This window comes from Salipiger sp. ABF4_146 (genome assembly GCF_056161345.1).
Genome location: NZ_JBSWYX010000008.1, coordinates 149,523 through 175,156 on the forward strand (window position 1 = coordinate 149,523; position 25,634 = coordinate 175,156).

A 25,634-nucleotide genomic window follows, 5' to 3' on the forward strand; every position below is an offset into this window, starting at 1 on the left:
GCAAGAAAATTGCCGTGCGCCCAAAGGGTGAACGCCCCCAGTGCACCGGGCCGACCGGAAATTGCGCCACGCAGGGCTGACAACCAAGCAGGATTAATTTTCATAAATTATTCATCCCTTACCCGCAGAACAAATCAAAGATCGAACGAAAGCCTTTCAGATTATTCAACTAACCCGATCTCAAAGTCCTGCAGATAAGATGGCTGCGCCAATCCGCGCGCACAACCCCAAGAACCAGAGGCAATGACCGATGCCCCAAGAGTACAGGCGCGAAATTGATGGCCTAAGGGCGATTGCCGTAATCTCTGTGATCATATTCCATACCAACTCCGATTGGGCGCCCGGCGGCTTCATCGGTGTGGATGTCTTTTTCGTTATATCCGGATATCTGATCAGCACAATCTTGATGCGCGATCTGGAAACCGGAAGATTTTCAATATTCGACTTCTATGAACGCCGCGCGCGGAGGATCCTCCCTGCGCTTTCAGTGGTGATCCTATGTTCGATACCCGTTGGATGGGCATGGCTCTTGCCGCTCGAAATGAAGGATTTTTCCCAGAGCGTTCTGGCCGCGGCATTTTCTGTCTCAAACATACTTTTCTGGCTCGAAACTGACTATTTCGACACCGCGACAGAGCTCAAACCGCTTCTGCACACTTGGAGCCTTGGGGTAGAGGAACAGTTCTACCTCTTCTTTCCTCCGGCACTTGCCCTGCTCTGGCGTTCGCCCCTGCGGCAACGCGCGACGGTGATCTGCATGGTAACGCTCGCGAGTCTCGGGCTGTGCCTCCTGACCGTCCGCGATGCTCCGGCTGCAGCGTTTTATCTGCTGCCCTTTCGCGCGTGGGAGGTGATGTTCGGCGCACTCTGCGCGCTCTGGCATTTCCGATATGGACGCAGCGGCAGCGGAGCGCTCACGCTTGTCGGGATCGTAGCACTGCTCATCTCGATCACGGCCTTCGACAAAGACACGCCTTTTCCTTCCGCATACGCGCTGGTCCCGGTGGTGGGGAGTTGTCTCATCCTGCTCTTCGCCGATGGGCGCAGAACAATCGGGCGCGCCCTCGGCTCACCGCCTTGCGTCGGGATAGGATTGATCAGTTATTCCGCGTATTTGTGGCACCAACCTCTTCTCGCCTTCGGCCGCATCTACGCCCCCGATGAGCCGTCGCAACCAGCGCTCGTCGCCCTCGCTGCAGCCAGTCTGCCACTGGCCTACATCACTTGGCGCTTCGTCGAACAACCTTTCCGAAAGCGCGGTCCCAAGGTGCTCGTTTCCAGACGAGCCCATGTCTTTTCTCTCAGCGCCGCCGCGCTCGTTGCAGCTGCTGTCTTTGGCACCTGGGGACACGTTAAAGGGGGCCATCCATCGCGCTATACACCGCAACAGGCTGCATTCCTGCAAGAGCACGAATGGCCACGACGCTGCCTTTTCACCCGCCGGGAGCCTTTGAAGGATTTACCCGTTCCCGCCTGTCGGTTCGCCGCAGCCTCCGAAACGCCCAGAGGTCGTGTGGCACTCGTTGGTGACAGCGTAATGAGTTCTCTCAGCCCCGCGCTGATCGCCTATTTCACCGCGAAAGGCTACGACGTTGAACAGTTCACGCATTCGCACTGCATGATGACTCGCCACCATCGCATCAACAAAATTGATGCCGCGCCCTGCCCGGAGTTCATATCCAGAGTGGTCACCTACATCGCCGCTGAAGGTTTCGATCTCGTTATCACCGCTGGCGCGTTCCAGGCCATGACAGACAAAGGCCAACTCACCCTCATACGATCGGATCACGCGCGCGCGACCCCCGCGTCTTTTGCCCGGGATTTCAAAGACACGGTCAAAAAAACCGGGGCTCGACTGCTGCTTGTAGGTCCACATCCCCGGCCGCCCGTCAACGTCAGGGACCGCGCCGTGCGTGAGTTGCGCACCCACGGCAAACGCAGCGACTTCAACATTGATCGCGCCCTCTACGAGCACCAAGTCCGCGAAATCCGGAAAATCTTTGATGTTGCAACCCCAAACGGCAGTCTTCGGGTCAATCCCGGCGAGACCTTTTGCAGCGGCGGCTCCTGTAACTTCATACGTGCGGGCCTTCCGCTCCTGTCGGATCGCACACATTACAGCCAAAAAGGCGCCGAGCTTGCCATCATGCCGCTGATTGACCGAGAGCTGAGGGCAGCAGAGGACTTGGGAGCCTTGCGGTGACAAATAAAATTTTCTCGCAAGAAGTTAATAATGCCCTTCCGACAACATACCCAAACTCCCGAAAAACAGACGCCGACGCAAAAAATCTCGCGAGCATTTAGGTGTTATTAACCGCTCAGCCTTAGCGTCAAAAAACCGAAAGATAGACCGATAGCCGATTGCAGGACTATTCCTGACACGGCTTGGCCAACCAGTGAGGCTGCGCAGGCTGTAGCGTGTAGCGCGGAGTTGTACCATGTTATCTAGTATAGGCCAGCGCTCAGACTCTCCGGCGGCTGAGCGAGATAAACGATCCGGCGTCGGGGCCGCGCGATGAAGGCCAGAAAGCGCCCGCAGCTCTCGCTCGTCATCCCGATGTTCAACCGCGCGGCGCTCATCGGACCCTGCCTGAAATCGCTGCCCTCTCGCGATGATATCGAGGTCATCCTCGTCGACGATGGCTCTACCGATGGGTCGGCCCAGGCGGCCCGCAAAGCAATCTCTGGCTGCGCCGGAGATCACCCGGTCCGCATCCTGCGACAAGAAAACGCCGGCCCCGGCGCCGCCAGAAACGCCGGCGCCGCGGTGGCTCGCGCCGAATGGATTGCCTTTCTCGACTGCGATGATCTTTGGGCGTCCGACGCTGTGCCGCTGTTGCTGAACACCCTCCGCACGCAACACGCCGCCATGATCTTTATGCAAACGTTGGATTTTGCCGCCAGCACACCTCCAGTTGCGCCAGCCGCGCCGCGGCGTCGGGCGCAGCCGTTCCCAAATGTGCTCAAGGCGGTTGAGGCCCTGCCGCGGTTTCGGTTTGCTTCATGCAACCTGATGATCCGCCGCGACCTCTTCGCCCGGCTTGGCGGCTTCACCACGCGCGTGCGCTGCAGCGAAGACAGCGATCTGCTCCTCCGCGCCGCGGGCACCGAGCCGGTCGTCTGCCTGACCGGCGACTGGATTGTCGGCCATCGCGTCGGGGCCGGCGATTGTCTGAGCGGGAATGCGCCAGCAGTGACCGAAGGCTATCGGTTCATGCGCGCCCGTGAGGCCAAGGGGCTCTACGGCGGAGATGCTGCCCTACGGCAAGGCTTTCTCGCCCGCGCCGCGGTTCACACGATCCGCACCGCCTTCGCCCGAGGCCACGTGCGCATGGCCTACGATTTGTGGCGCAGCGAACGCGCGCTGATCTTGAGCGGCGGACAAGCGCACTGGCGCTGGCGCCTGCCCCTGACGCCGCTGCTCTCGATGCTGCGGCCCGCAAGCTATCCGATGCGCTGGACGTGGCGAGGCGAAGCATGACGGCCGCCGCCCCGATCATCTCCGTCGTGCTGCCCGCCTACAATCGCGAGGCGAGTATCGCGCGGGCCATCGAGAGCGTGCTGCGCCAAAGCTGGCGCGATCTTGAGCTCATCGTTGTCGACGACGCCTCGACAGACGCGACGCTTGACCGCGCCCGCAGCATCCGTGATCCCCGCGTGCGTGTTCTGACCAGCCCCCGCAATTCCGGCCCGTCGGCCGCCCGCAACCTCGGGCTCGCCGAGGCGCGTGGCGAATGGGTCGCCTTTCAGGACAGCGACGACGAATGGCTGCCCGGCAAACTCGATCAGCAAATGACCCGCCTGCAAGAGCGGGATATGCGCGATGTGGCCGCCTATTGCGGCATGCTGATCTGCGCGCGCAACGTGCCCGGCCACCGAGGCCGAACGGCCCCGCGCTACCACCCCGCACCCGAGGTCACAGGGCTTGAGGGCGACCTTTCGAAAGCTCTGCTTTGGCGCAGCCTGATCAGCACGCAGACCCTCATGGCGCGGCGCGATGCCCTGACCCGGATACGCGGCTTTGACACCAGCCTTTCCGCGCTGGAAGATTGGGACTGCGCCCTGCGCCTGTCGGACCTCGGCGGCTTTGCTTTCGTCGACATGCCCCTGGTGATGCAACATTTTTCGGCCAATAGCCTGACACGAAAGATGCCGCTCTGGGCCACCGCGCGGGCGCGGATCATCGACAAGCATCAACGGCGTTTCGCCGCGCATCCAGATTGTCTGGCACAGCAGTGGCGCACCTTGGCAGGTGCCCGGCGCCGACTGGGAGAGACTGAAGGCGCCCGCGCTGCCCTGCAAAGAGCGACCGCGCTTCGGCCCTTTGATCCGTCTTTGCGGGGGCTTCAGGTGATGCTCGCACTCGGCGGCAAATCTGCGCGAACGTCGATGGCAAAGCGCACTGCAGAAACCGGCGCGCGCGGACCGATATGAAACCCGCCATGATGCTTGCCTGTCGATCACTGCTGCTTCTCTCGCTGGTCGCTACCGCACTTCTCAGCGGCTCTCCCGGCCTTGCCCGAGACGTCTATGTCGCCCCTCCGGGCGCGGAACTTGCCGTAGGAGACGGCACAGCAGACGCTCCTTTTCGAACCGTTTGGGCGGCGCTCAACAACGATCGGATCACCGGTGGCGATCGCGTGTTGCTATTGCCCGGCACCTATGGAGAGCTTGTGCTCCAGACACCGGACTTCGATCCGCCGATCCGTATTCTGCCGTCGGAGTCGGGGCGCGTGCACCTGCGCGCGCTGCGCATCGACAAGGGCAGCGGCCTGACCTTCGAAGGGCTGGCGATCTGGCCGGTTGTGGCCGGAGACCTGCCGCGCGCGCTGGTCAGGACGTCCGCCAGCACCGCACGCATTAGGCTGCACCGCCTCGATCTGCGCGGTGCCGTACATGCGCCAGCAAGCTATCGGTCCTGGGTGTTCGACGATTGGAAGCGGCACTGGGCTCCAAATGGCGTGATGCTGGGCGGGGCTGACAGCGGGATCTTTGACAGCCGTCTCGTGGCGACGAATTTCGGGCTCACCCTCGAGGGCGACAGAACGGTTGCGGAAGGCAACCATATCCTCGGCTTTTCCGGCGACGCGATCCGCGTGCTCGGAGACGGCAGCCGCGTCGAAGACAATGAGATCCGCGACTGCGTCAAGATCAACGACAACCATGACGACGGCATTCAATCCTGGGCCAACCGGGTCATCGATGGGCAGCGCCAACCTGTCCGCGACGTGGTGATCGCGCGCAATACGATCCTCGAATGGACGGGATCAATCCACAATCCGCTGCGGTGCGTGCTTCAGGGGATCGGGTTCTTCGATGGCTTTTTCGACAACCTGCGGATCGAAAATAACATCGTCTCGGTCAGCTCTTATCACGGCATATCGGTTTATGGGGGCCGCGGTGTGAGCATCGTCAACAACACCGTCGTCCACGCGTCTGGTACCGTGGGCGCCACGCACCCGTGGATCCTCCTGCACGACAAGAAGGACGGCACGCCAGCGCGAGACATTCGCGCCGCGAACAATATCGCTGCCGGATTGATTGCAAAAACCGCTCTGGCGCGCCCCTTCGCCGACAAGCGCCACAATATGGTTCTGCGCAATCCCGCGCGGCTCTTTCCGCGTATGATCGATGGGGAGTTTCGCCACGCGGCGCAGCAAAACCCGCTGATCGACAACGCCATCAGCGCCTTCGCCCCGATGCGGGATCGCTACGGCGTGTCCAGACCACAGGGGCAAGCGGCGGATATCGGCGCGGTGGAATGGAAGTGACTTTACTGAATTTTAAACGGAATCATCGGAGCATAGTGACGGGCAGAACGCCCGCCGATGTCCCCGCCGAGGTCGTTGCAAAACGACGACCGGCACGCGGTCAGCCGCAGCAGCCTCCTTCTCTGGGCATCAGGCTCATGCCTTTCGCCTGAAAAGACCTGCGTCATATCTGTGGAACTTCGGGCCTTCGCCAGTTGAGGTGATTTGAATGGGTCAACGCATCCTTGCCGTCGCATCAGGTGGCGGCCATTGGCAACAATTGTGCCTTCTGCGCGCAGCCTTCGCCGAGAACGACGTGCTCTACATGACGACCCTGCGCGGTCTGCCCGAGCAATTCGGCGCCACGCCAGCCATCATCGTTCCCGATTGCAATCGCCACAGGCCGGACTTGGTTCTGCTTGGCGCGATCAAGGTATTTCTCTGCATCCTACACTGGCGGCCCGATGTCATCCTGACCACTGGCGCAATGTCTGGGCTTCTGGCGATCTTGGCCGGCCGCGTGTTTGGCGCCAAGACGATCTGGATCGACAGCGTCGCCAACGCCGAATGCCTGTCGAAATCGGGATCGCTGGCGCGCCGCTGGGCCCATCTTTCGCTCAGTCAGTGGGAACACGTCGCTCGGGACACCGGCGTCGACTTTGCCGGATCGATCCTATGATTTTTGCCACCGTCGGAACCCAATTGCCCTTTGATCGGCTGATCGGCGCGCTTGATGCCATGGCACCGGACTTGGGCGAGCCGATCATCGCTCAGGCCGGTGCAGCCAACAAGAGATGGCAAAACCTGACGGTGTCCAGCGATCTCTCGCCCAACGAGTTTGAGCAGCGTTTTTCGGCGGCAAGGGTGGTTGTCGCGCATGCCGGTGTCGGCTCGATCCTCACCGCAAAGCGCCTGCGCAAACCGCTGATCATCCTGCCCCGGCGCCATGCCTTCGGCGAACACCGCAACGACCACCAGATCGCAACGGCAAAACACCTTGAAGGCGTCGCCGGGGTTCACGTCGCCTGGGAGACAGGCGACATCAAACCGCTGCTCATGGCCCCTAACCTAGCGCCCGCGTCGGAGGCGCCCAGCCCCGCGCGCGAGGCGCTGGTGGCCAAGCTGCGGGAGTTCGTTGCCGAAGCCGGCTGATCCGGCCTCAAGTGGCCGCGCTCCAGCCGGAGACCCAGGTGCCGCCACTCATCGAGCCCAGGACCGGCACGCCAAGCCCCAGCACGTCGCCCGCCCATGTCTCGTAGAGCATGCCATCGACGATGCGGTCCTCATCGACACCGTCGAGCCCGTCGCGCGGCTCGCCATTCGCCAGATGGCGCACCTGCGAGCCTTCGGGAAAGTCACCGCTGTCCCGCGTCAAAACCACGGAGTCGCCGCTGATCGCCGCGGTAAAGCCGGTGCCGCTCCAACCGCCGCCCTCGTCCACCTGAAAGCCGGTCAGCGCGTCGGGCTGCGGGCTGTAGAGCGTGCCGCCATTGGGACACTCCACGCCGATCGTGAGCACGCCGCCCGAGCGCGACGCGGTGGAAAAGTACGCCGTTTGCGGCACCTGCAGCCCCATCATCCGGGCGGCAAGGATCGCGAGCCGCGCGCCGAGGCGGATATTGCCCCCCTTCGCCCCATCCGGGTGCACATGGTCGAGCGTGGTGATGTGATAATCCGACACCGGCAGGCCGACCGTCAGGCCCGCGCCATTGGCATAGTCGATCTGCGGCTGACGGGCGTATTCGTGATTGAGCTGCGCGTGCCGCGTGGCCGGCGACAGGCCGAATTTCCAGCCCGGGCGCAGATCCGCGTCCAGCCAATGGTCCACCGCTCCGGCATAATCGCCGGTGCCGTAGAGCAGCGCCTCCATTGTATCGGCCACGCTCCCGCCGGTGGTCCAGCCCTGCGTCGCCCAGTTCGTCACCACGCAGGAGACATCATTGCCGAAGGCCGCAAGACGCGCCGAGAGGTCCGACCAGGGGCGCGATGGCGACGCATCGTCCATCAGCCCGTCCGGTCCCGTGCCGTTGATCGCGTCGGGCATCACCATCACCGGGCAGCCCACCCCAAGCGCCGCAAGCTGATCGGCGAAAGCCGACAGGCCATCAGATGCCGTCCAGCCAAGCCCGAGACGGTGAAGCGTGGGCAGCGTGCTGTTGGGGCTGTTGACCATGCGCGGGTTCTCATGCGCGAAAGACACCAGCGCGTTTTCCGTCTTCCGGCTTAGATGGGTGATCTTCAGCATATGCGCCGAAAGCTGCGACTGCCCCAGCGGCATGACCTTCCACCCCACGCCCCAGCGGCTCCGGTCCTCGGCGCGCACGACACCATCGCCCAGATCGTATTGCGTCGCCGCGACCCACCCCCGATCAAGCCCGTAAGGTACGGTCAACACGCCGGAAAAAGCGCCACCGCTGATCGGTCCCAGCGAGGTCCAGTCAACGGCCACGGTGCCGTCCTCGTAGACCAGCCGCGCCCGAACGCTCTGACCATCAAGCGCCGCATCGGCGGTGCCGCTCAGCGTCACGTCGCGCGAGGTTTCACCCGCGGCGATGCCGTAGACGTAGCCATCCGCGTGCCGCGCCGGGTTGAGCCACGCCGCAGCCGCCGAGCGCCCGACAGTTCCGCCTGGACGCAGGTTGCCAGCCGACGGCCATGGCACCGAAGCATCGGTCATATCGCCAAGCGGCGGCGCGGCCAGCGTGTCCGTCGTGCCATCGAACACCCGCAGGAAAAGCGGCGTTGTCCCGGCCAGCGCGGCCTCGACATCGCCGCCAGTGGCGATTTGCTGCCAGACCGTGTCGGGGATCAGCACGCCCGACGTGCCCGACTTCACAAAGCCGCAGGACCGGATCTCACCCGGCCAGCCCACCGGCGCCTCTTCGGGATAGCCGTCGCCGGGGCTTGGCATACTGCCTTCACCGGCCAGCGCGCCGAGCGTGAAGAAGCCTTCGCTGGAGTCGATATTCACCGGGTTGAACCCCGAGGTCAGCCCGCCCGCATGTTTGCTGCCGTCGGCGCCATACCAATCCACCCGCAGCTGCGTTGAATTTGAGGCTGTGGTCGCGACGATCACAAAGTCCTCGTCGGTCAGCTCGGCCGACACTGCCGCCTGCGTCCGGACGTTCGCCACCAGTCGGTTGCGATAGCCGGACGTGCCCTGTGCCGCACCGTAGTATCCAAGCCAGAAGAAATCGGTGCTGTCATCCGAGAACCCGGAAACCAAGAGGAACCGATTGCTGGAATTGCGCACTACCGCTGGCAGCCGGACGTGGGCGAAGAACGGCGTCACGCCGTCGGACGAGAGCGGATAGAAAAGGTTCTTGCCATCCGCCGCCGCACTCCACGTGGTTTGCAACGCCAACTGGTTCTGCGCAGCGCTGCCCTCAAGATTGCCTTCGGGAAAGGCCAGAGAGCGGCCAGCGGAGAGGTCGACAGGCTCGGCGGGGTTGACTGGCGCGGACGACGACGCTGCGGGAGCCGCAGGGATAACCCCTAGCTGAAGGCCAACGAACATCAGATCAGCCCCACGATACCGGTGGCGCTCGTGCCAGTTGCCCAGATGCGCCGGGCCCGCGCAGGAAACGGGCAGCCCGCCACCACGTAGACGGTCGCCGTGGTTCCCCCCACCGTGGTCATCCGCACTGCGCCCGAGACGGCCACCGAGACCGCCCGCACCGCCAAGCTCAGGTCGTTGCTGTCATCTGGCGTAATTTCATGAAGATCGGTGGCCGGGCTGGAAAGCCCGGACGCGTGCTTGGCAAAACCATCGGACATTGGGTCGGTCTCCACTGTGCAGATTGGAGGCCCGAGAAATCAGGCCCCTTGGAACGTGGCCCAGTGTTCTCCGCAAAGAGTTAACCGCGTGGCACCGAGGAGATCGCCACGTTTACGTTAAGGCATGGAGTATCCGCCCCTGACCGCTGGCGACATCGCCGCGGTCCAGTCTGCCGACCGAAAAAGCATACCGATGGCTCAGAAATAACCGCTGCGCGCGTCCCCCGTCCGCAGCGTCTGAACCCGCCAGTTTACCAACCAGCGTCCGGATCGACGGAGACATACCTCCGGATCCCATGGAAGAAGATGTCGATCTCCAAAGCCAGCCCGACCTCGAAGTCATTGAGTTCAGGCCCGCTCCAGCGGTGCTGCTCGAGCCGGGCGAGGAAATCCCGGCGGGTCTGTTCATCGGCCTGCTCCAACGGCAGCGTCTCCGCGGCGCGCAGCAGGTCAATGCGTTTATGGACCTCGCGCATGCCCGAGAAGGCCTCCATCATCGGCCGCGTGAGGCGCGGGTCCGTCTGCCAGGACTGACCGCCGAAGATCTCCTGAACCACCCGGTTTCCGGCCCCGAGGCAATCATAGGCGACGCAGCCCGGAAATCCTTCCTGCGTCAGCCTGTCGTGGATCGTACAACTGTGGCCCGACAGGTTGCGGCACGGCTCACCGGGGTTCTTGTCGAAGGCGAAATCCTCGCCCTTATCGAAGGCCAGCGCGATGCAGCACAGGGCTGCACATTTCGAACAGTCGGTCTTGAGATGATCGGTCTGAGGCATTGTCGCTTTCGATTATCCATGGTCCGGCCAGAGGAAGGTTCAGGCCGCCGTATCTCGCGAAACACCTCCGGGATGCAAGCGCCGGTCCGAGGCGCGGCGTGCTTATGCGGCGTCCGCGCTTCGCTCGGCGCCACCTTAGGTGCCCCCACCCCAAAAAGCTCAGTGGATCAGGCAAGCGGGCCAGCGTTCCTTCTGCCCACACCACACAAACAGCGCTTTGCCGCGGCCATAAATGAGCCCCTCTCATCACTGCAATGATCACTGAAGCCCTAATAAGCAAAGGCAAAACCACCGAACATCCGCGCTTCTGAAACTGCAGATCCGGAGAGTCCGAGATGAACAGACGCAAAGTTTTCCGGACCGCCGCAGGTTTTCTCGGGCTCGGCGCAGTGGGCGGGCTGGCCGCCTCCTGCGCAACCCAGCCCCGAAACCCATACTATCAAGGTCCGCCCAGCGATCACTTCGACGGCACCCGCTTTTTCAACCCAGGTGGCACGCCGCCGCGCGGCTTTCGCGACATCCTGCGCTGGCGCTTCGGCGACTCGCCGGAGGAGTGGCCCGAGCGCGTCTCGCTGCAACAGGTCGCCGTGCCGGCGCAGCGCGTCGCAGACCTGACGGTGACCATGGTGGGCCACGCCACGATGCTCATCCAGACGCAGGGGCTTAACATCCTGACCGATCCAGTCTGGTCCGAACGCGCCTCGCCGTTCTCCTTCGCCGGACCGAAACGCGTCGTCGCGCCGGGCATCGCCTTCGAGTCCTTGCCGCCGATCAATCTGATCCTGCTGTCGCACAACCACTACGACCATCTTGATCTGGACACGTTGACGCGACTGAAGACCGCGCACGACCCGCTGGTGATCACCCCGCTGGGCAACGATACGATCATCGCGCCCACCGGCCTGCGTTGCCAGACCATGGATTGGGGTGACAGCACCGACGTCGGTCCACTTGGTATCCACTGCCTGCCAAGCCACCATTGGTCCGCCCGCGGAGTTGGTGATCGGTCCATGGCGCTCTGGGGGGCCTTCATGCTGACCGCGCCCGGCGGTTCGGTCTACTTCATCGGCGATACCGGCTTCGACAATGGCAGGCCCTACCGAGGCCTCTACGAGCGCTTCGGTCCTTTGCGCGCGGCCCTTTTGCCCATCGGCGCCTATGATCCGCGCTGGTTCATGGCCGATCAGCACCAGAACCCGGATGAGGCGGTGCGCGGCTTCCTCGCGTCGCGGTCGGCCTTTGCCATTGGCCACCACTGGGGCGCGATCCAACTGACCAACGAGGCGCGCAAGGCGCCGCGCAACGATCTGCTGCGCGCGCTCGCCCGCCATGGCATCGCCAAGACGCGGTTTCGCGCGCTGGAGCCGGGCGAGGCTTGGGCGATCCCCGCACTTTGAAGGCCCAGACATGACAAGACGCCGCGCCAGGGGCGCGGCGTCTGTTGGGACATCACGTCCCACAACCTTCAAGCAGATCAGGCCTTGGCGTAGACCGGGAACATGCTGGCGTCGCCGTAGTCTTTGATCTCTTCGGCGTTCTTCAGCGCGTCCATGTCGGCCTCCGCGATCACGAAGTCCAGATCGGCGTTGCTCTTCATGTGTGCCGGGTTGCCGGTTTTCGGCAGCGCCAGAAGACCCAGTTGCAGCACGTAGCGGATGCAAAGCTGCGGCACGGTAACGCCGTATTTGTCGGCCATCGCCTTGATCTCGGGGTTGTCGAGGATCTTGCCGTGGGCAATCGGCGAATAGGCTTCGACCATCACGCCGTTGTCTTTGCAGAACTTGATCAGTTCGAACGGCGTGTTGCTGATATGCGCCAGCACCTGGTTGATCATCGGCTTGACGGTGGCGTTGTCGAGCAGGTTCTGCACATCGGCCTGCTTGAAGTTCGACACGCCGATGGCGCGGATTTTGCCAGCCTCATATGCCTCTTCCAGCGCTTTCCACGCCGCGAGGTTGCCCTCGAAGAAGCGGTCGTCGCCGCCGAAATCGGCCCAGGGCTGCGGGCTGTGGATGATCATCAGATCGATGTACTCAAGGCCCAGCGTCTCGAGCGAGCCGTCGATCGCAGCCTTGGCGCTTTCATAGTCCTTGGCTTCTGCGGCCAGCTTGGTCTGCAGGAAAATCTGATCGCGTGCGATGCCGCTGGCGCGGATGCCTTCACCGACGCCGCGCTCGTTGCCGTAGGCCTGCGCGGTGTCAATGTGGCGATAGCCCAGTTCAATAGCGGCTTTGACGGCATCCGCCACCACATCGTCTTCGATCATCCAGGTGCCGAGGCCGAGCTTCGGGATCGCGACACCATTGGGCAGGGTGGTTGTTTCTTCGAGGATCATCTGACTCTCTCCTGATCTTGCTTGTCGGACAGGAGCCCTGCGACACGCGGCGTGCCACGGCGCACCGCCCCTCTCCGCTTCATGACCAGGTATGTAGGACAGAGTGCCCGGTGGGATAATCCGCTCAGATTAAAAGTCACTCATGAGAGCTGCGCATGAATGTGCGCATTGCCCGAGCCTCCGGCGTCACGTGCGCCGGGTCGCTGGGGGCGGGCTGCCGGGCGCAGTGCTCCCGGCAAGCCAAGCGCCTGCCGGAAGAATTTTCGTCTCGGCCCAAGGGCCGGCGGCGCAGTGCCGGTCTCAGAACTCGACGACCGCGCGGATCGATTTGCCCTCGTGCATCAGATCAAAGCCGTGGTTGATCTCGTCGAGGGTCAGCTTGTGGGTGATCATCGGGTCGATCTCGATCTTGCCGTCCATGTACCAGTCGACGAACTTCGGCACATCGGTGCGGCCCTTGGCGCCGCCAAACGCCGTGCCCTTCCAGACCCGGCCCGTCACCAGCTGGAACGGACGGGTGCTGATTTCGGCCCCGGCGGGCGCCACGCCGATGATCACCGACACGCCCCAGCCGCGGTGCGAGCATTCCAGCGCGTCGCGCATCACCTGCACGTTGCCGGTGGCGTCGAAGCTGTAATCCACCCCGCCGATCTGGTCGCGCTCGGTCTTGGTCAGGTCGATGATCGCCTGCTTGGTGTCCTCGACCTTCGACGGGTTCACGAAATGGGTCATGCCGAACTTGCGGGCCATCTCGGCCTTGTCGTCATTGAGATCGACGCCGATGATCATGTCCGCACCGGCCATGCGCAGCCCCTGGATCACGTTGAGACCGATGCCGCCCAGACCGAACACCGCCGCCGTGGAGCCGATCTCGACGCCCGCGGTGTTGATCACCGCGCCGATGCCGGTGGTGACGCCGCAGCCGATGTAGCAGATCTTGTCGAAGGGCGCGTCGTCGCGCACCTTGGCCAGCGCAATCTCCGGCATCACCGTGTGGTTGGCGAAGGTGGAGCAGCCCATGTAGTGATGGATCGGCGTGCCATCGAGCATCTTGAAGCGGGTGGTGCCATCGGGCATCAGCCCTTGGCCTTGGGTGTTGCGGATCGCGGTGCAGAGGTTGGTCTTGCCCGACAGGCACGACGGACACTCGCGGCACTCGGGGGTATAAAGCGGGATGACATGATCGCCGGGCTTCAGCGTGGTGACGCCCTCGCCCACCTCCAGCACCACGCCGGCCCCCTCATGGCCGAGGATCGCCGGGAAGATACCCTCGGGATCGGCGCCCGACCGGGTGAACTCGTCGGTGTGGCACAGGCCGGTGGCTTTCACCTCCACCAGCACCTCGCCAGCCTTCGGGCCATCAAGCTCCACGTCCATAATCTCGAGCGGTTTGCCGGCTTCCAGCGCCACGGCTGCACGGGTTCTCATGATCTTTGTCCTTCCCGGGGTTTCCAAGCGGTAACGGCGCTGCCCCGCCACCGCGGCGGCGGGCAGGCCTGTGAAAAACGTCGCGAAAGCCGAAGCCGCTTGCGCAGGCTTCGCCTTTCCCATGTCCCATAAGTTCTATATCTGCTCGGCGCGAGCAATCGGGATGTTCGGCTGTTTTCGGACAAGTCACCCCCAGATCGCGCAGACCCCCGCAGCCCAACGGAGACCTCATGCCTGACACAGCCGCCCCCCTCTCGGGACAGGACACCGCGACGGCCCGCGCGCGGAAGGTGCAGATCGTCATCTATCCGGGCTTCAAATGCATGGAGGCCGTCGGGCCGGTGAACGTGTTCACCGCCGCGAACCGCTACCTCGCCGCGGGCGCGCACCCCGCGCGCTACGACGTGGAATTGGTCGCCCCGACGCCCGGACCGGTGCCGTCCGAGAGCTTTCTGTCGCTCACCGCGCAGACCGCGCTGTCGGAGGTCACGCCGCAAGACACGGTGATGATCGCCGGGGCGCTGGAGATCGAGGTGGCGCTGCGCCAGAACCCGCAGATCGTCGACTGGTGCCGCCGCCACGCGACGCAGGCCCGGCGTTTTGCCTCGCTGTGCACCGGCACCTTCTTCCTTGCCGAGGCGGGGCTGCTGGACGGGCGCCGCGCCACCACGCATTGGAGCGTCGCCGAGCGGCTGCAGCACGCCTACCCCGACGTGCGCGTCGAGGCCGATGCGATCTTTCTGCGCGAAGACAGCCTCTACACCTCGGCCGGGGTCACCGCCGCGATCGACCTCGCGCTGGCCTTCGTCGAGCAGGACTTCGGGCGCGATCTCGCTTTGTCGGTGGCGCGCGACATGGTGATCTATCTCAAGCGTCCGGGCGGGCAGTCACAGTTCAGCGCGGTGCTTACCGGGCAGGCGCAGGCGCGCTCCGGCATCGCCGACATCCGCACATGGATCCATGCCAATCTCGATCAGAAGCTGCAGACCGGCGACCTCGCGCAGCGCGCCGGGATGAGCGAGCGGAACTTCGTGCGCCAGTTCACCCGCGACGTGGGGCAGACGCCGTCGGATTTTGTGATGAACGCGCGCTGCGAACGGGCCACCACGCTGCTGCTGGAAACCGATCTGCCGGTGAAGACCATCGCGCATCGGGTCGGCTTTTCTTCGGACGACCAGATGCGCAAGGTGTTCGCTCGCAAGTTTTCGCTGACCCCGCGCGAATACCGCGACCGCTTTGCGACCGCGGCCTGAGCCTCGGCGGCTATTCGGGGCTGACCGTGCCGTAGCGGCGACCGTACCAAAGCAGCGGCTTGCGCCGTTCGCGCCGGGCGATCTGCTGCACGTGTCCGACAAAGAGCAGGTGCCCCTCGGCCTCGAACACATCCGCCACCCGACAATCCATCGAGGCGACAGCATCGAGCAGCCGCGGCTCGCCGGAGTCCCAACTGGCCCAGTCGCCGTCAAAGAACCGATCTTCCGGCGGCAATTGCCCGGCGAAGGCGCTTGCGATGTCGTCCTGCCCTTCGGACAGCATGGCATAGGAGAACCGTCCGGTCTCGCGCAGGCGCTCGGCAAGGTCCGAGCCGGCAGCAATCGACACGAGGATGGACGGCGGCGCAATCCCGAGCGAGATCGCCGCGGTGACCGTGCGCCCGATGCGCGCGTGCCCCTGACCGGAGGTCACAACGCAGACCGTCGCGGCAAGCGTTGCCATCGCGTCGCGGAACACCCGCGGGTCGGCGGGCGCGGCGTCCTCGTGGGGCACGTCCGCGTCGGAATTCGGTGTCCAAGGTTTCATGCTCCGCTCCCGGGTTTGGGCGAAAACTGCGTTGCGAGCTTGTCGGGCACGCCATCCATCTCTTCGGCGTTGGCCGGGGGCGTGCCGCGCATGGTGATGACCGGCCAAGCTTCGGCATACTTGCGATTGAACTCGACCCAGCGCTCCATCTCCGGGTCGGTGTCCGGGCGGATCGCGTCGGCGGGACATTCGGGCTCGCAGACGCCGCAGTCGATGCATTCTTCGGGGTGGATTACGAGCGTGTTCTCGCCCTCGTAGAAGCAATCTACCGGGCAGACCTCGACGCAGTCCATGTATTTGCAGGCAATGCAGTTCTCGGTGACGACGTAAGTCATTCTGTCTCCATCCGGCGTGGCAAAGCGCTGCCGCCGCACGGCAGCAGCGCCCTGGACCGCTTAGGCGAGGTTGCTTTCGGCGAACTCGTAGTTCGCGAGGTTGTCGAGGAAGTTGCTCACGTAGTCGGGACGACGGTTGCGGAAGTCGACGTAGTAGCTGTGCTCCCACACGTCGAGACCCAGCAGCGCGGTGCCCTCGCCGGTGGCCAGCGGGTTGACGCCGTTCGGGGTCTTGGTGACGCCGAGGCTGCCGTCGGCCTTCTGGATGAGCCACGCCCAGCCCGAGCCGAACTGCGTGGTCGCGGCGGTCTTGAACGCGGCCTTGAAGTCGTCGACCGAGCCGAAGGACTCGACCAGCTTGGCTTCGAGCGTGCCGGGGATGCCGCCGCCGTTCGGCGACAGAGCGTTCCAGAAATGGATGTGGTTCCAGTGCTGGCCGGCTTGGTTGAACACGCCCGCGAGCGCATCATCCGCGTAGCTCAGCGCGATGATCTCCTCGAGGCTCTTGCCTTGCAGGGCGGCGTTGCCGCCGACGAAACCGTTCAGCGCGGTGACATAGGCTTGGTGGTGCTTGTCGTGGTGCAACTCGAGGGTTTCTTGGCTCATGCCACGCTCGGCAAGGGCGGAATGCGCGTAGTTCAGGGCGGGAAGTTCGAAGGTCATCTGTGGTCTCCTTTGAGCCTGCGCTTGCGCGCCGCGGCCCGTTTGGTTATTTAAACAAGCAAGCACTTTGAAAAACACTGGAGCGAATATGTCAAGCGATGACTTGGAAAAAGAGACGTGGTCGCCGCGCGCCCCTTCCGAGCGGCTGCTGATGACGCTCAAGATGCATGGCGCCCAAACCTCGGCGGAGGTCGGGCGGCGGCAGGGCATCACCGGCGAGGCCGCGCGCCAGCAGCTCAGCAGGCTGCAAGAGGACGGGCTGGTGCGCGAGGAACGCCGCAGTGCCGGACGCGGGCGCCCTGCGGTGTATTGGCACCTCACCGACAAGGCGCAGGCGCGCTTTCCCGACACCCACGCCGCGCTCACCGTCGACATCCTGCGCAGCATCTCCGAGGTGCTGGGACCAGAGGCGCTGGACCGGATCATCGCCGAACGCGAGGCGGCGACGCTGGAGCTGTACCGCGACGCGATGGCAGATTGCGGCAGCACCCGCGCCCGACTGGAACGGCTTGCCGAGTTGCGCAGCGCCGAGGGCTACATGGCGCAGGTCGAGGAAGAGCCGGACGGCACGCTGCGGCTGGTCGAGAACCATTGCCCGATCTGCGCCGCCGCGAGTTTCTGCCAAGGCTTCTGCCGCGCCGAAAAGGCGGTCTTCCAGAACGCCCTCGGCGCGGGCGCACAGATCGAGCGGGACGAGCACATCGTGAACGGCGGACGCCGCTGCACCTATGTGGTCCGGGAGACAGGCACATGAGCCCCTCCCCCGCGCGTCCCGGAGAGCCAACCACCGACGAGGCGATCGCCGAAGGGCTGGACGAGGCAATGGTCCGCCGCGTGGTGCACCGCTTTTACGATCAGGTCCGCGCCGACCCGCTGATCGGCCCGGTGTTTCATGCCCGCGTGGCCGAGGATCACTGGCCCGAGCACATGGAGAAGATCACCGCCTTCTGGAGTTCCGCGCTGCTCGGCACCCGCAGCTACAGCGGCAAGCCGATGCCCAAGCATCAGGCCATCGACGAACTGGACGACGCGCATTTCCGCCGCTGGCTCGCGATCTTTCGCCACACGGTCACCGAGCTTTGCCCCGAACGCACCGCCGCGCTGTTCATTGCCCGCTCTGAGCGGGTGGCCGAGGCGTTCCGCATGAACATCGCCATGCACCGTGGAGAGATCATGACCTTTCGCCCGCCGCTCACCCGCGAGGATTACCCGTAGGCGACCGGTTGGCGGAAACGCGAAGAGGCGGCCGAAGCCGCCTCTCGTATGCCGATACGTCTCTCGCAAGGGCCAGAGATCACTGGGTCGACAAAAATTCCACGACGTTCCGGCGATCTTCCTCATCGGGAAGGCGCAGCACCATGCGCGTGCCGCGCACCATGTCGCGCGGGTTTTCGAGGTATTGCACCAGCGTTTCGGCATCCCAGGTCAAACCGCTGTCTTCCATCGCGCCCGAGTAGCGGAAGCCCTCGACGGTGCCCGCCGCGCGACCGACCACGCCCTGCAGGCTGGGGCCGACCCGGTTGGACCCGTCGAGCGTGTGGCAGGCCGAGCAGCGCCGCTGGAACACGGTTTCACCTTCGGCGGCGTCCTGCGCCAGCAAAGGCTCCCCGGCCAACAGGCCGAGGAGAACGAACGTAGCAAGTTTCTTCATCACTTATCCGAAGTCGTGTTTCGACAGGGGCAGGCTGCGGATGCGCTGCCCGGTGAGCGTCGCCACCGCGTTGACGATGGCCGGGCCAACCGCCGGCAAGCCGGGCTCGCCGACGCCGCCCATGGCCGCACCGCTCTCGACAATGGCGGTGTGAACCTGCGGCATCTGATCGGGACGCAGGATCGGATACATGTCGAAGTTGCGCGCCGTCGGCTCGCCGTTCTCATAGACCAGCTCCTCGACCAGCGTCTGCGAGGTGCCGAGGGCGACCGCCGACTGCACCTGCGCTTCGATGGTGGAGGGGTTCACCACCTGCCCCGGATCGATCGCAACCCAGACCTGATGCACGCGGACTTCGCCGCCGTCGATCGACACCTCGGCGATCACCGCCGCCTCGGAGCCGAACGGCGAGGCCATGGCCACGCCGCGGGCGCGGGTGGTGCCGTCCTCGGCCTCGAACGGGCCGGGGGTCCAGCCGCCCGACAGCTCGCCGACGCGCTCAAGCAGCGTGCGGTGACGCTCGGAACCCGACAGCATCGACAGGCGCATCTCGTAAGGATCGAGGCCACCTTCTACCGCCAGCTCGTCGAGGAAGCCCTCATACATGAAGTCATGCATCGAGTGGCCCACCGCCCGCCAGTAGCCGATCACCGCCGGGTTGGCGTGGAAGATCTGGCCGATGTGCTTGTCGGGGATCGCGTAGGTTTTGCCCGAGATGCCCTCGGTCGCCGAAGGGTCCTGCCCCGGAGGCGCTTGGTACCACCGCTGGGTCGGGCCTTCGCCCACCACCTCGACCTGCAGCGCGGTCGGGCCCTCGGGGCCGACGGCACCACGGAAGCGCGCAAGGCCCAGCGGGCGCGGCGCATCACGCAAGAAGTCCTCCTCGCGGGTCCAGATCAGTTTCACCGGACGGCCCACGGCCTTGGCCAGCGCGATCGCCTGCGGGAAGGGGTTGGCGGTGGCGTAGAGAAAGTGCCGACCAAAGAAGCCACCCAGCACCTGCTGGTGCAGATTAACCTGGCCCGCCTCGAGGCCCGCGGCCTCAGCAGCTGCGCCGAGGAACATCTCGGGCGCCTGACAGGGCATCCACAGGTCAAGCGTGCCATCCTCGTTGAACCGCGCCGTGGCCGACGGCGGCTCAAGCTGGCCATGCGCCACGTAGGGCGCGTCGTAAGTCGCCTCGATCACCGTCTCGGCGGCGTCGAGCGCACCGGCGGCATCGCCCTGCGCTTCGACCTCGACCACCTCGCCCGTCGCGCCCGCCAGCGTGTCGCGGAACCCGGCAGACGAGAAATCGGAGGGCATCGGCCATTGCGCCTCGCCCTCGGTCCAGTCGATCTCGGCGGCGTCGATGGCGCGGCGCGCCTGCCAGAATTTCTCGGCCACCACGGCCACGGCGCCGTCCAGCATCTGCACCGAGTGCACGCCGCGCATCGCCTCGATCTCGGCCTGATTGGTCACCGCCGAGGGCGTCAGACCAAGCCGCGGCGCATGACGCAACGCGGCCAGCAGCATGCCCTCGACCTCGACGTCGATGGCGTAGTTCTGCCGTCCGGTGGATTTCGCCCGCACGTCAAAGCGTGGCAGCGCGGAGCCGATCCAGCGGAAGTCGGCCTGGTCTTTGAGCGTGGGCTCTGCGGGCACCGGCAGGTCCATCGCGGCGGCGGCGAGATCGCCGTAGGCCGCGCGGCGGCCAGAGCCTTCGTGCACGACAACGCCCGGCTCGGTCACCAGTTCAGAGGCGTCGACACCCCATTCCTGCGCCGCGGCCTCGACCAGCATCGCGCGCGCCGCAGCGCCAAGCTGGCGCATGACGGGGTAGCCGGTGCGCGTCGACATGCTGCCGCCGGTCAGGCGATAGCCGCCCATCAGCCCGAAGGGGCCGCCCGCCGGGGCGATCTCGACCGAGAAGCTCTCGGGCGCGAGGTCAAGCTCCTCGCCGACGATCTGCGCCATGGCGGTAAAGATGCCCTGCCCGCCCTCGATGAAAGGGCTGCGCAGCAGCGCGGTGCCGTCCGAGCGCAGTTCGAGGAAGGCTTCGACGGCGGGTGCTTCGGCGGCGGCCTCTTGGCCGCGCACCGGGCGCAGCGGCAGCGCGGTGGCGAGCACCAGCGCGCCCGACCCGGCAAGGAAGCCGCGGCGCGAGACGTTCATCGGCGCTTTGCCGAGGCGGCGCGAGATCTGATCAAGCACACCCATGGCTCAGGCCTCCGACACGCTGCGCACGGCGGCGCGGATTTTGTTGTAGGTGCCGCAGCGGCACAGGTTGGTCATTGCGCCATCGATGTCATCATCGCTCGGGTTGGGGATGTCGCTCAGCAGCGCCGTTGCCGCCAGCACCTGACCCGACTGGCAATAGCCGCATTGCGCGACCTCGTTCTCGACCCAGGCCTCGACCACGCGGCGGCCGACCTCGGTTTCCTCGACGGTCTCGATGGTCTTGATCTCGAGCCCCGAAACACTGTCCGCCGGGGTCACGCACGAGCGCGTTGCCACGCCGTCGATCAGCACGGTGCAGGCGCCGCATTGCGCGATGCCGCAGCCATATTTCGTGCCGGTCAGGCCAAGCTCTTCACGGATCACCCACAGAAGCGGGGTATCGGGTTCCACGTCGACGTCATGCGTCGCGCCGTTGATTTTCAGCTGCATAGTCATACCTGTCGGTTAGAACGTCTGTTGCTCTCAAGGCAGAACGGACCAGCGCGCGGGCAGCGCGGGCCAGTCCTGCCGAAATCTCTCTGCACCAGCCAATGTCCTATCCTGCAGCGGATCAGGCTAGGGGGCAAAACCAGATAGCGCCGATGAGCCCGGCTCATGAATGGCGCAGGCGGCTCAGGCGGCCTGCGCGCCGCCCCTTGCGCCGCGCGACAGCAGCAACATCGCCAGCACGCCCAGCAGGCTGATCACAGAGGTCGCGACGACCGCCTGATGCCAGCCGTGGAACAGCCTGTCGCCCTGCGCCCCGGCGATCAGCACCGAGATCAGCGAGATGCCAAGCGCCGAGCCGAGATAGCGCGCGGTGTTGTTGGCCGCAGAGCCCATGGCCGTGCGCTCCTGCGGCACGGTCTGCACCGCCTCGTGGCCCAGCGAGGCGTTGAGGATACCGTTGGAGACCCCCGCCACGAAAAGCCCCGGCAGCACCACAGCCCAGCTGCTGCCCGCGTCCGCGGCGAAGAGCAGCGCCTGCCCCAGCGCGCAGCCAAGGATCGACCAGATCACCCGCGCCCGCGACGACAGCGCCTCTGGCAGAAACCGCGCGCAGAGCGCCGCGATCACCGTGACCCCCGACCATGCGAGGATGACCAGCGCCGAGGCCAGCGGCGACAGCCCCAGCCCGCGCACCAGCACGGTAGGCACCATCGACATCAGCGCCAGCACCCCGGCCCCCGAGGCAAAGGCGGCAAGGGTCGCACCAACGAAGGCGGGGTTGCCGAACAGCCGCAATTCGAGGATCGGGTTGCTGCTGCGCCGCTCGAGCAGGATAAACACCGCAAGCAGCACCGCGGCGAGCGCGATCAGCACGGTCACCAGCCCCGAAGAGCCGACCCGCACCTCGACCAGCGAGGACATCAGCGCCGCCATGCCGACGATCAGCACCGCCGAGCCGGGCAGATCCACCCGCTGCCCGGTGCGCGGGCTTTCCGGCAGGCGGCGCGCTGCCGCCAGCGCCAGCGGAGCAGAGATCACCGCGATGAACCAATGGATCGCATGCCAGCCGAAATACGCCAGCAACGCGGAGGCCAGGATCGGCCCGACCGCCACGCCGGCGCCGAGCGCCGCCGCCCAGATCGCCGCCGCCTGTCGGCGCGCCTCGCCCTGATAGATTTGTCCCAGAAGACCCAGCCCGCAGGCCATGATCCCTGCGCTGCCGAGGCCCTGCACGATGCGCATCACGATCAGCATCGGCCCGTTCTGCGCAAGCGCCGCCGCGATCGAGGAGACCACCGTGATCCACAGCCCGCCGACGAAGGTCCGGCGGCGGCCCAGCGTGTCACCGAAAGCCCCCGCCGTCAGCAGCCCGCAGGCGGCCCCTAGGGGCATGCCGCTCATCACCCAAGCCTGTTCCGCCGCCCCAAGCTCCAGCGCGGCGGTCATCGCCTCGAGGGTGGTCAGCGGCGCGGTGAACACCACCAGCGCCAGCAACGTGGCCAGCGCAATCACGGCGAGCGGAAGCCGCGACGCCTCCGAGGCGGAGCTCTCGCGGCGGCTCATCGCGGGTCTCCATCGCATGCGCCGGCGGGGGCCACCACGCGGTGGCGCATCCAGACGCAGCCCCCGGACAGCGTTTCCACCGCGATCAGTTCAAGCGGACGCACATCGGTCTTGCCGCGATGTTCGTAGATCGCCGGATCTCCGCCCTGCCCGTCCACCACGGGGTAGACCAGCGTGCTGGTCTCGTCGATCAGCCCCTCGGAAAGAAACGCGCCGTTGATTTCACCGCCACCTTCGAGGATCAGCCGGCCGGTCCCGAAGGCCGCTCCGATGCGCGCCAGCACATCGGCGATCGCGTCCTCACCGGCGCCAAGAAAAAACACGGATACGCCACGCGAAGCCAGCGCCTCCGCATGCGACGCGGCCACATCGCGCCCAAGCACGATCACCAGATGCGCGCCCTCGATCTCGCCGCTTTCGGGATGCAGCCGACCTTTGCGGTCGATACAGATGCCAACACCGTCGAGCGCCTTGTGACTGGGCGCCACAAGGTCTTCGCGCGGGCCAGCCTCTACGGATGCTGCGGGCTCTGCGGCGTCGAGATAATGCGCCTGCATCGTCGCCCGCCCGACGATCCAGCCGTCGGCCTCCAGAAGGTCCGCCGCGGCGTCATAAATCTCCAGCAGCGTTTCTTCCTCGCAGGGCCAGCGATCCGCCAGCAACCGTCCGTCGATGGACGTGATCATGTGGCAGATGATTTCGGGGCGGGATTTGGCGTCAATCATGGCTCGGCTCGCGTGCGGTTCAAGGTGGGCCCCGCAGACGCGGGGAGAGTTTTGCTACATATGCGGCGCGGTCGCGACGGTAGTATCCCTGTTTCTCACCTCGCAGAGATGACCGCCGCTCATGAATGGGCCGCGCGGGGCCCGTTCGGCCGCACGGCAGGCAGGCCGGAAAGCCGCCACAGAACGCAGAAGGCCGGGCGCAATGGTGCACCCGGCCCGGCTGCAGGGCAGTCCGCCCCGATCATTGCCGATCAGCCGTTGTAGTCTTCGTCGGCCACTTTCTCCATCCAGGTCACCGGCGAGCCGTTGATGCTTTCCTGAATGGCGATGTGCGACATGGCGTTTTCCGGCGCGGCGCCGTGCCAGTGCTTTTCCTCGGCCGGGAAGAACACCACGTCGCCAGCGGTGACTTCCTCGACCGGGCCGCCTTCGCGCTGCACACGGCCCTTGCCGAAGGTGATGATGATGGTCTGGCCGGCGGGATGCGTGTGCCATGCGGTGCGCGCGCCCGGCTCAAAAGTGACATGCGCGCCGCTGGTGCGGCCCGGCTCGTCAGCTTGGAACATCGGATCGATGCGCACCGTGCCGGTGAAATAGTCCTCGGGACCGGGGCCGGAAGGAATGCTGCCTGCGCGAATGATTTTCATTGTCGTTCTCCTTCTTCGTAGGGCTGCGCGATCAGTCGCGCAGCTTGGTAAATCTGTAAGTGAGCGCCGGCCCGCCCGGTTGGACGTAGGCCAGTTCGACGGTGGCCATCGCGAAGGGCTCTATATAGCGCCCGTTGCGCAGCCCGCCGGTTTCCAGCGGTTCGAAACCGATGTCGCGGATCAACTGCCCCGCGATCTGCTTTGCCTCCGCGTCGTCGCCATAGGTGAACACCTGCGGCGCGGGGTCCTGACCCTTGCGGGCGAACACCGGGGCAAAGCTTTCGGACGGCGTTGTGTTAAAGCACGACACCCAGCGCGCTTCGGGGCGCATCTTGGCCAGTTCCTCGGCGCCGGAAGAGGTAGTGCCGACCACCAGATCGCGGTCTGCCGCATCCAGCGGAACGCAGCAGTTCAGCACGACCTTGCCCGCCAGATCGCCGGCCTGTTCCAGCACGTCGCCGACGCGCGACCAATGCACCGAGAGCAGCAGCGCATCCGCGCCCTCGACCGCCTCGGCCACTGTGCCATGCGCGGCGCCGCTGTCGCGGGCGAGGCGCTGAAGCTTCGAGGCGCTGCGTGAATAGGCGAAGGTGACGTCATGGCCACTGGCCGCCCAGAGCGTGCCGAGCTTGCCGCCCATCAGGCCCGATCCGAGAATGCCGATCTTCATGGGGGTCTCCTAAAAGTGAGGCGGCGGGGCCATGCCCCGCCTGCCCGTGTCTTACTCTGTGCTCACGCGGTCGCTGAACACCTGCTTGGCCACCGGCATCGCCGAGAACACCTTGGGCCAGCCTGCGTAGAACGCCAGATGCGACAGCATCGCACCCGCTTCTTCCTGCGACATGCCGTTGTCCATCGCGCGGTTGAGGTGGAAAGTCATCTGCTCGGGCTGACCAGCCGCGATCAGCGCGGCCACAGTAACCATGCTGCGATCCCGCGGCTCCAGCGCCGGACGGCGCCACAGGTCGAGGAACAGCATCTGTTCGGTGGTGTCCACCACGCCTTGGCTCACGTCGCCATAGGTGCTCGAGACGAACTCCTGACGGCTTGCCTCGGCTCTTCGTCGTAATCCATCAGTTCGGGATCGACGGCGGGCAGGTCTTCGGCGGTGATGCCGCGCTCTTCGTAGACCGGCGCCATGGCTTCGGCGGCGGCAGTGGCGTTGCCCCAGCCGGTGTAGAAGGCAAGGTGGGTGATCGTTTCGGACAGCTCGGCCGGGGTCACACCCGCATCAAGCGCCAGTTCGACATAGCTGCCGAGGTTTTCGGTCTCATGACGGGTCATCAGCGCGGCGAAGGTCACCAGCGAGCGATCGCGCATCGACAGCTCTTCGCCGGACCAGACGGAGCCGAACAGACCGTCGTTGGAATAGGATTCAAGCGCCGGGGCGACCGAGCCGACGGCGGACGGCAGGGTGTTGGTCACCTCCTGCGCCGTAGCGCCGGTGGTCATGAGGGCGAGGGCCGAAGCGGCAACATAGGTCTTCATGGGAGCTCCTGTTGGGCTAATTCCGGTTGCACGCTTGATGTAGGCCG

The 25,634-nt window shown here is 65.2% G+C and carries 27 protein-coding genes; 10 read left to right on the forward strand and 17 right to left on the reverse strand.

Annotated features, from left to right (window positions below):
* Positions 1–250 precede the first annotated feature (250 nt).
* The 6 genes from ACXAJT_RS13420 to ACXAJT_RS13445 all read left to right on the forward strand — a co-directional run bounded on the left by ACXAJT_RS13420 (position 251) and on the right by ACXAJT_RS13445 (position 6,902).
* Positions 251–2,203 carry an acyltransferase family protein gene (locus tag ACXAJT_RS13420; RefSeq protein ID WP_475236033.1) on the forward strand — a complete coding sequence of 651 codons (1,953 nt, stop codon included), beginning with the start codon at positions 251–253 and terminating at the stop codon, positions 2,201–2,203.
* Positions 2,204–2,515: 312 nt separating this feature from the next.
* The gene (locus tag ACXAJT_RS13425; RefSeq protein ID WP_475236034.1) at positions 2,516–3,481 is read left to right on the forward strand and encodes a glycosyltransferase family 2 protein; all 966 of its coding nucleotides are present in this window, start codon (positions 2,516–2,518) and stop codon (positions 3,479–3,481) included.
* Positions 3,478–4,434 (forward strand): glycosyltransferase, encoded by a 957-nt coding sequence (locus ACXAJT_RS13430; protein ID WP_475236035.1) that lies wholly within the window; start codon positions 3,478–3,480, stop codon positions 4,432–4,434. The genes ACXAJT_RS13425 and ACXAJT_RS13430 overlap by 4 nt, the downstream gene beginning before the upstream one ends.
* Complete coding sequence (locus ACXAJT_RS13435; protein WP_475236036.1) at positions 4,431–5,771, forward strand: right-handed parallel beta-helix repeat-containing protein; 1,341 nt, start codon at positions 4,431–4,433, stop codon at positions 5,769–5,771. The genes ACXAJT_RS13430 and ACXAJT_RS13435 overlap by 4 nt, the downstream gene beginning before the upstream one ends.
* A 208-nt stretch (positions 5,772–5,979) precedes the next feature.
* Positions 5,980–6,429: a UDP-N-acetylglucosamine--LPS N-acetylglucosamine transferase gene (locus ACXAJT_RS13440; protein WP_475236039.1), complete on the forward strand. Its 450-nt coding sequence runs from the start codon at positions 5,980–5,982 to the stop codon at positions 6,427–6,429.
* The gene (locus ACXAJT_RS13445) at positions 6,426–6,902 is read left to right on the forward strand and encodes a glycosyltransferase (RefSeq protein WP_475236041.1); all 477 of its coding nucleotides are present in this window, start codon (positions 6,426–6,428) and stop codon (positions 6,900–6,902) included. Before ACXAJT_RS13440 ends, ACXAJT_RS13445 begins: the two co-directional genes overlap by 4 nt.
* Before the next feature lie 7 nt (positions 6,903–6,909).
* Here the strand turns inward: ACXAJT_RS13445 and ACXAJT_RS13450 are convergent, their stop codons facing one another.
* The 3 genes from ACXAJT_RS13450 to ACXAJT_RS13460 all read right to left on the reverse strand — a co-directional run bounded on the left by ACXAJT_RS13450 (position 6,910) and on the right by ACXAJT_RS13460 (position 10,303).
* Positions 6,910–9,267, reverse strand: a complete 2,358-nt coding sequence (locus ACXAJT_RS13450) for a hypothetical protein (protein WP_475236043.1) — start codon at positions 9,265–9,267, stop codon at positions 6,910–6,912.
* A complete protein-coding gene (locus ACXAJT_RS13455) occupies positions 9,267–9,527 on the reverse strand; it encodes a spike base protein, RCAP_Rcc01079 family (protein WP_475236045.1) in 261 nt (86 codons plus the stop codon). Before ACXAJT_RS13455 ends, ACXAJT_RS13450 begins: the two co-directional genes overlap by 1 nt.
* Before the next feature lie 251 nt (positions 9,528–9,778).
* Positions 9,779–10,303, reverse strand: a complete 525-nt coding sequence (locus ACXAJT_RS13460) for a hypothetical protein (RefSeq protein WP_475236046.1) — start codon at positions 10,301–10,303, stop codon at positions 9,779–9,781.
* 335 nt (positions 10,304–10,638) lie between these two features.
* On the opposite strand from ACXAJT_RS13460, the gene ACXAJT_RS13465 reads away from it, so the two are divergent.
* Complete coding sequence (locus ACXAJT_RS13465) at positions 10,639–11,700, forward strand: MBL fold metallo-hydrolase (protein ID WP_475236047.1); 1,062 nt, start codon at positions 10,639–10,641, stop codon at positions 11,698–11,700.
* Between the two features lie 77 nt (positions 11,701–11,777).
* Here the strand turns inward: ACXAJT_RS13465 and ACXAJT_RS13470 are convergent, their stop codons facing one another.
* Entirely contained in the window at positions 11,778–12,638 is an 861-nt protein-coding gene (locus tag ACXAJT_RS13470; RefSeq protein ID WP_475236048.1) for an aldo/keto reductase, read from the reverse strand.
* A 300-nt stretch (positions 12,639–12,938) separates the two neighbouring features.
* On the reverse strand, positions 12,939–14,066 hold the full coding sequence (locus ACXAJT_RS13475) for an S-(hydroxymethyl)glutathione dehydrogenase/class III alcohol dehydrogenase (RefSeq protein WP_475236050.1): 1,128 nt from the start codon (positions 14,064–14,066) through the stop codon (positions 12,939–12,941).
* A gap of 230 nt (positions 14,067–14,296) precedes the next feature.
* Between ACXAJT_RS13475 and ACXAJT_RS13480 the strand changes: the two genes are divergently transcribed.
* The gene (locus ACXAJT_RS13480; protein WP_475236052.1) at positions 14,297–15,319 is read left to right on the forward strand and encodes a GlxA family transcriptional regulator; all 1,023 of its coding nucleotides are present in this window, start codon (positions 14,297–14,299) and stop codon (positions 15,317–15,319) included.
* Between the two features lie 10 nt (positions 15,320–15,329).
* Here ACXAJT_RS13480 and ACXAJT_RS13485 read toward each other — a convergent pair whose 3' ends face one another.
* The 3 genes from ACXAJT_RS13485 to ACXAJT_RS13495 are packed head-to-tail and all read right to left on the reverse strand — an operon-like array spanning position 15,330 to position 16,864.
* Positions 15,330–15,866, reverse strand: a complete 537-nt coding sequence (locus tag ACXAJT_RS13485; protein WP_475236053.1) for a flavin reductase family protein — start codon at positions 15,864–15,866, stop codon at positions 15,330–15,332.
* A complete protein-coding gene (gene fdxA / locus ACXAJT_RS13490) occupies positions 15,863–16,201 on the reverse strand; it encodes a ferredoxin FdxA (protein WP_475236056.1) in 339 nt (112 codons plus the stop codon). Before fdxA ends, ACXAJT_RS13485 begins: the two co-directional genes overlap by 4 nt.
* Before the next feature lie 60 nt (positions 16,202–16,261).
* Positions 16,262–16,864, reverse strand: a complete 603-nt coding sequence (locus ACXAJT_RS13495; protein ID WP_475236057.1) for a superoxide dismutase — start codon at positions 16,862–16,864, stop codon at positions 16,262–16,264.
* 88 nt (positions 16,865–16,952) lie between these two features.
* Between ACXAJT_RS13495 and ACXAJT_RS13500 the strand changes: the two genes are divergently transcribed.
* Positions 16,953–17,618, forward strand: coding sequence for a helix-turn-helix transcriptional regulator (locus tag ACXAJT_RS13500; RefSeq protein WP_475236058.1), 666 nt, complete (start codon positions 16,953–16,955; stop codon positions 17,616–17,618).
* Positions 17,615–18,079, forward strand: coding sequence for a group III truncated hemoglobin (locus ACXAJT_RS13505; RefSeq protein ID WP_475236060.1), 465 nt, complete (start codon positions 17,615–17,617; stop codon positions 18,077–18,079). The genes ACXAJT_RS13500 and ACXAJT_RS13505 overlap by 4 nt, the downstream gene beginning before the upstream one ends.
* 79 nt (positions 18,080–18,158) lie before the next feature.
* On the opposite strand, the gene ACXAJT_RS13510 is transcribed toward ACXAJT_RS13505, so the two are convergent.
* From ACXAJT_RS13510 to ACXAJT_RS13550, 9 genes are all read right to left on the reverse strand, one after another.
* Positions 18,159–18,515, reverse strand: a complete 357-nt coding sequence (locus ACXAJT_RS13510) for a c-type cytochrome (RefSeq protein WP_475236064.1) — start codon at positions 18,513–18,515, stop codon at positions 18,159–18,161.
* Between the two features lie 3 nt (positions 18,516–18,518).
* Positions 18,519–20,714, reverse strand: coding sequence for a xanthine dehydrogenase family protein molybdopterin-binding subunit (locus tag ACXAJT_RS13515; RefSeq protein WP_475236065.1), 2,196 nt, complete (start codon positions 20,712–20,714; stop codon positions 18,519–18,521).
* A 3-nt stretch (positions 20,715–20,717) separates the two neighbouring features.
* A complete protein-coding gene (locus tag ACXAJT_RS13520; RefSeq protein ID WP_475236066.1) occupies positions 20,718–21,164 on the reverse strand; it encodes a (2Fe-2S)-binding protein in 447 nt (148 codons plus the stop codon).
* A gap of 183 nt (positions 21,165–21,347) precedes the next feature.
* Entirely contained in the window at positions 21,348–22,727 is a 1,380-nt protein-coding gene (locus tag ACXAJT_RS13525; protein ID WP_475236067.1) for an MFS transporter, read from the reverse strand.
* The gene (locus tag ACXAJT_RS13530; protein WP_475236068.1) at positions 22,724–23,452 is read right to left on the reverse strand and encodes a dihydrofolate reductase family protein; all 729 of its coding nucleotides are present in this window, start codon (positions 23,450–23,452) and stop codon (positions 22,724–22,726) included. Before ACXAJT_RS13530 ends, ACXAJT_RS13525 begins: the two co-directional genes overlap by 4 nt.
* A gap of 251 nt (positions 23,453–23,703) precedes the next feature.
* Positions 23,704–24,099 (reverse strand): (R)-mandelonitrile lyase, encoded by a 396-nt coding sequence (locus ACXAJT_RS13535; protein WP_475236069.1) that lies wholly within the window; start codon positions 24,097–24,099, stop codon positions 23,704–23,706.
* Positions 24,100–24,130: 31 nt separating this feature from the next.
* Entirely contained in the window at positions 24,131–24,769 is a 639-nt protein-coding gene (locus ACXAJT_RS13540; RefSeq protein ID WP_475236070.1) for an NADPH-dependent F420 reductase, read from the reverse strand.
* A gap of 51 nt (positions 24,770–24,820) precedes the next feature.
* On the reverse strand, positions 24,821–25,099 hold the full coding sequence (locus ACXAJT_RS13545; RefSeq protein ID WP_475236071.1) for a carboxymuconolactone decarboxylase family protein: 279 nt from the start codon (positions 25,097–25,099) through the stop codon (positions 24,821–24,823).
* Positions 25,100–25,107: 8 nt separating this feature from the next.
* On the reverse strand, positions 25,108–25,587 hold the full coding sequence (locus ACXAJT_RS13550) for a carboxymuconolactone decarboxylase family protein (RefSeq protein WP_475236072.1): 480 nt from the start codon (positions 25,585–25,587) through the stop codon (positions 25,108–25,110).
* Positions 25,588–25,634: the final 47 nt, after the last annotated feature.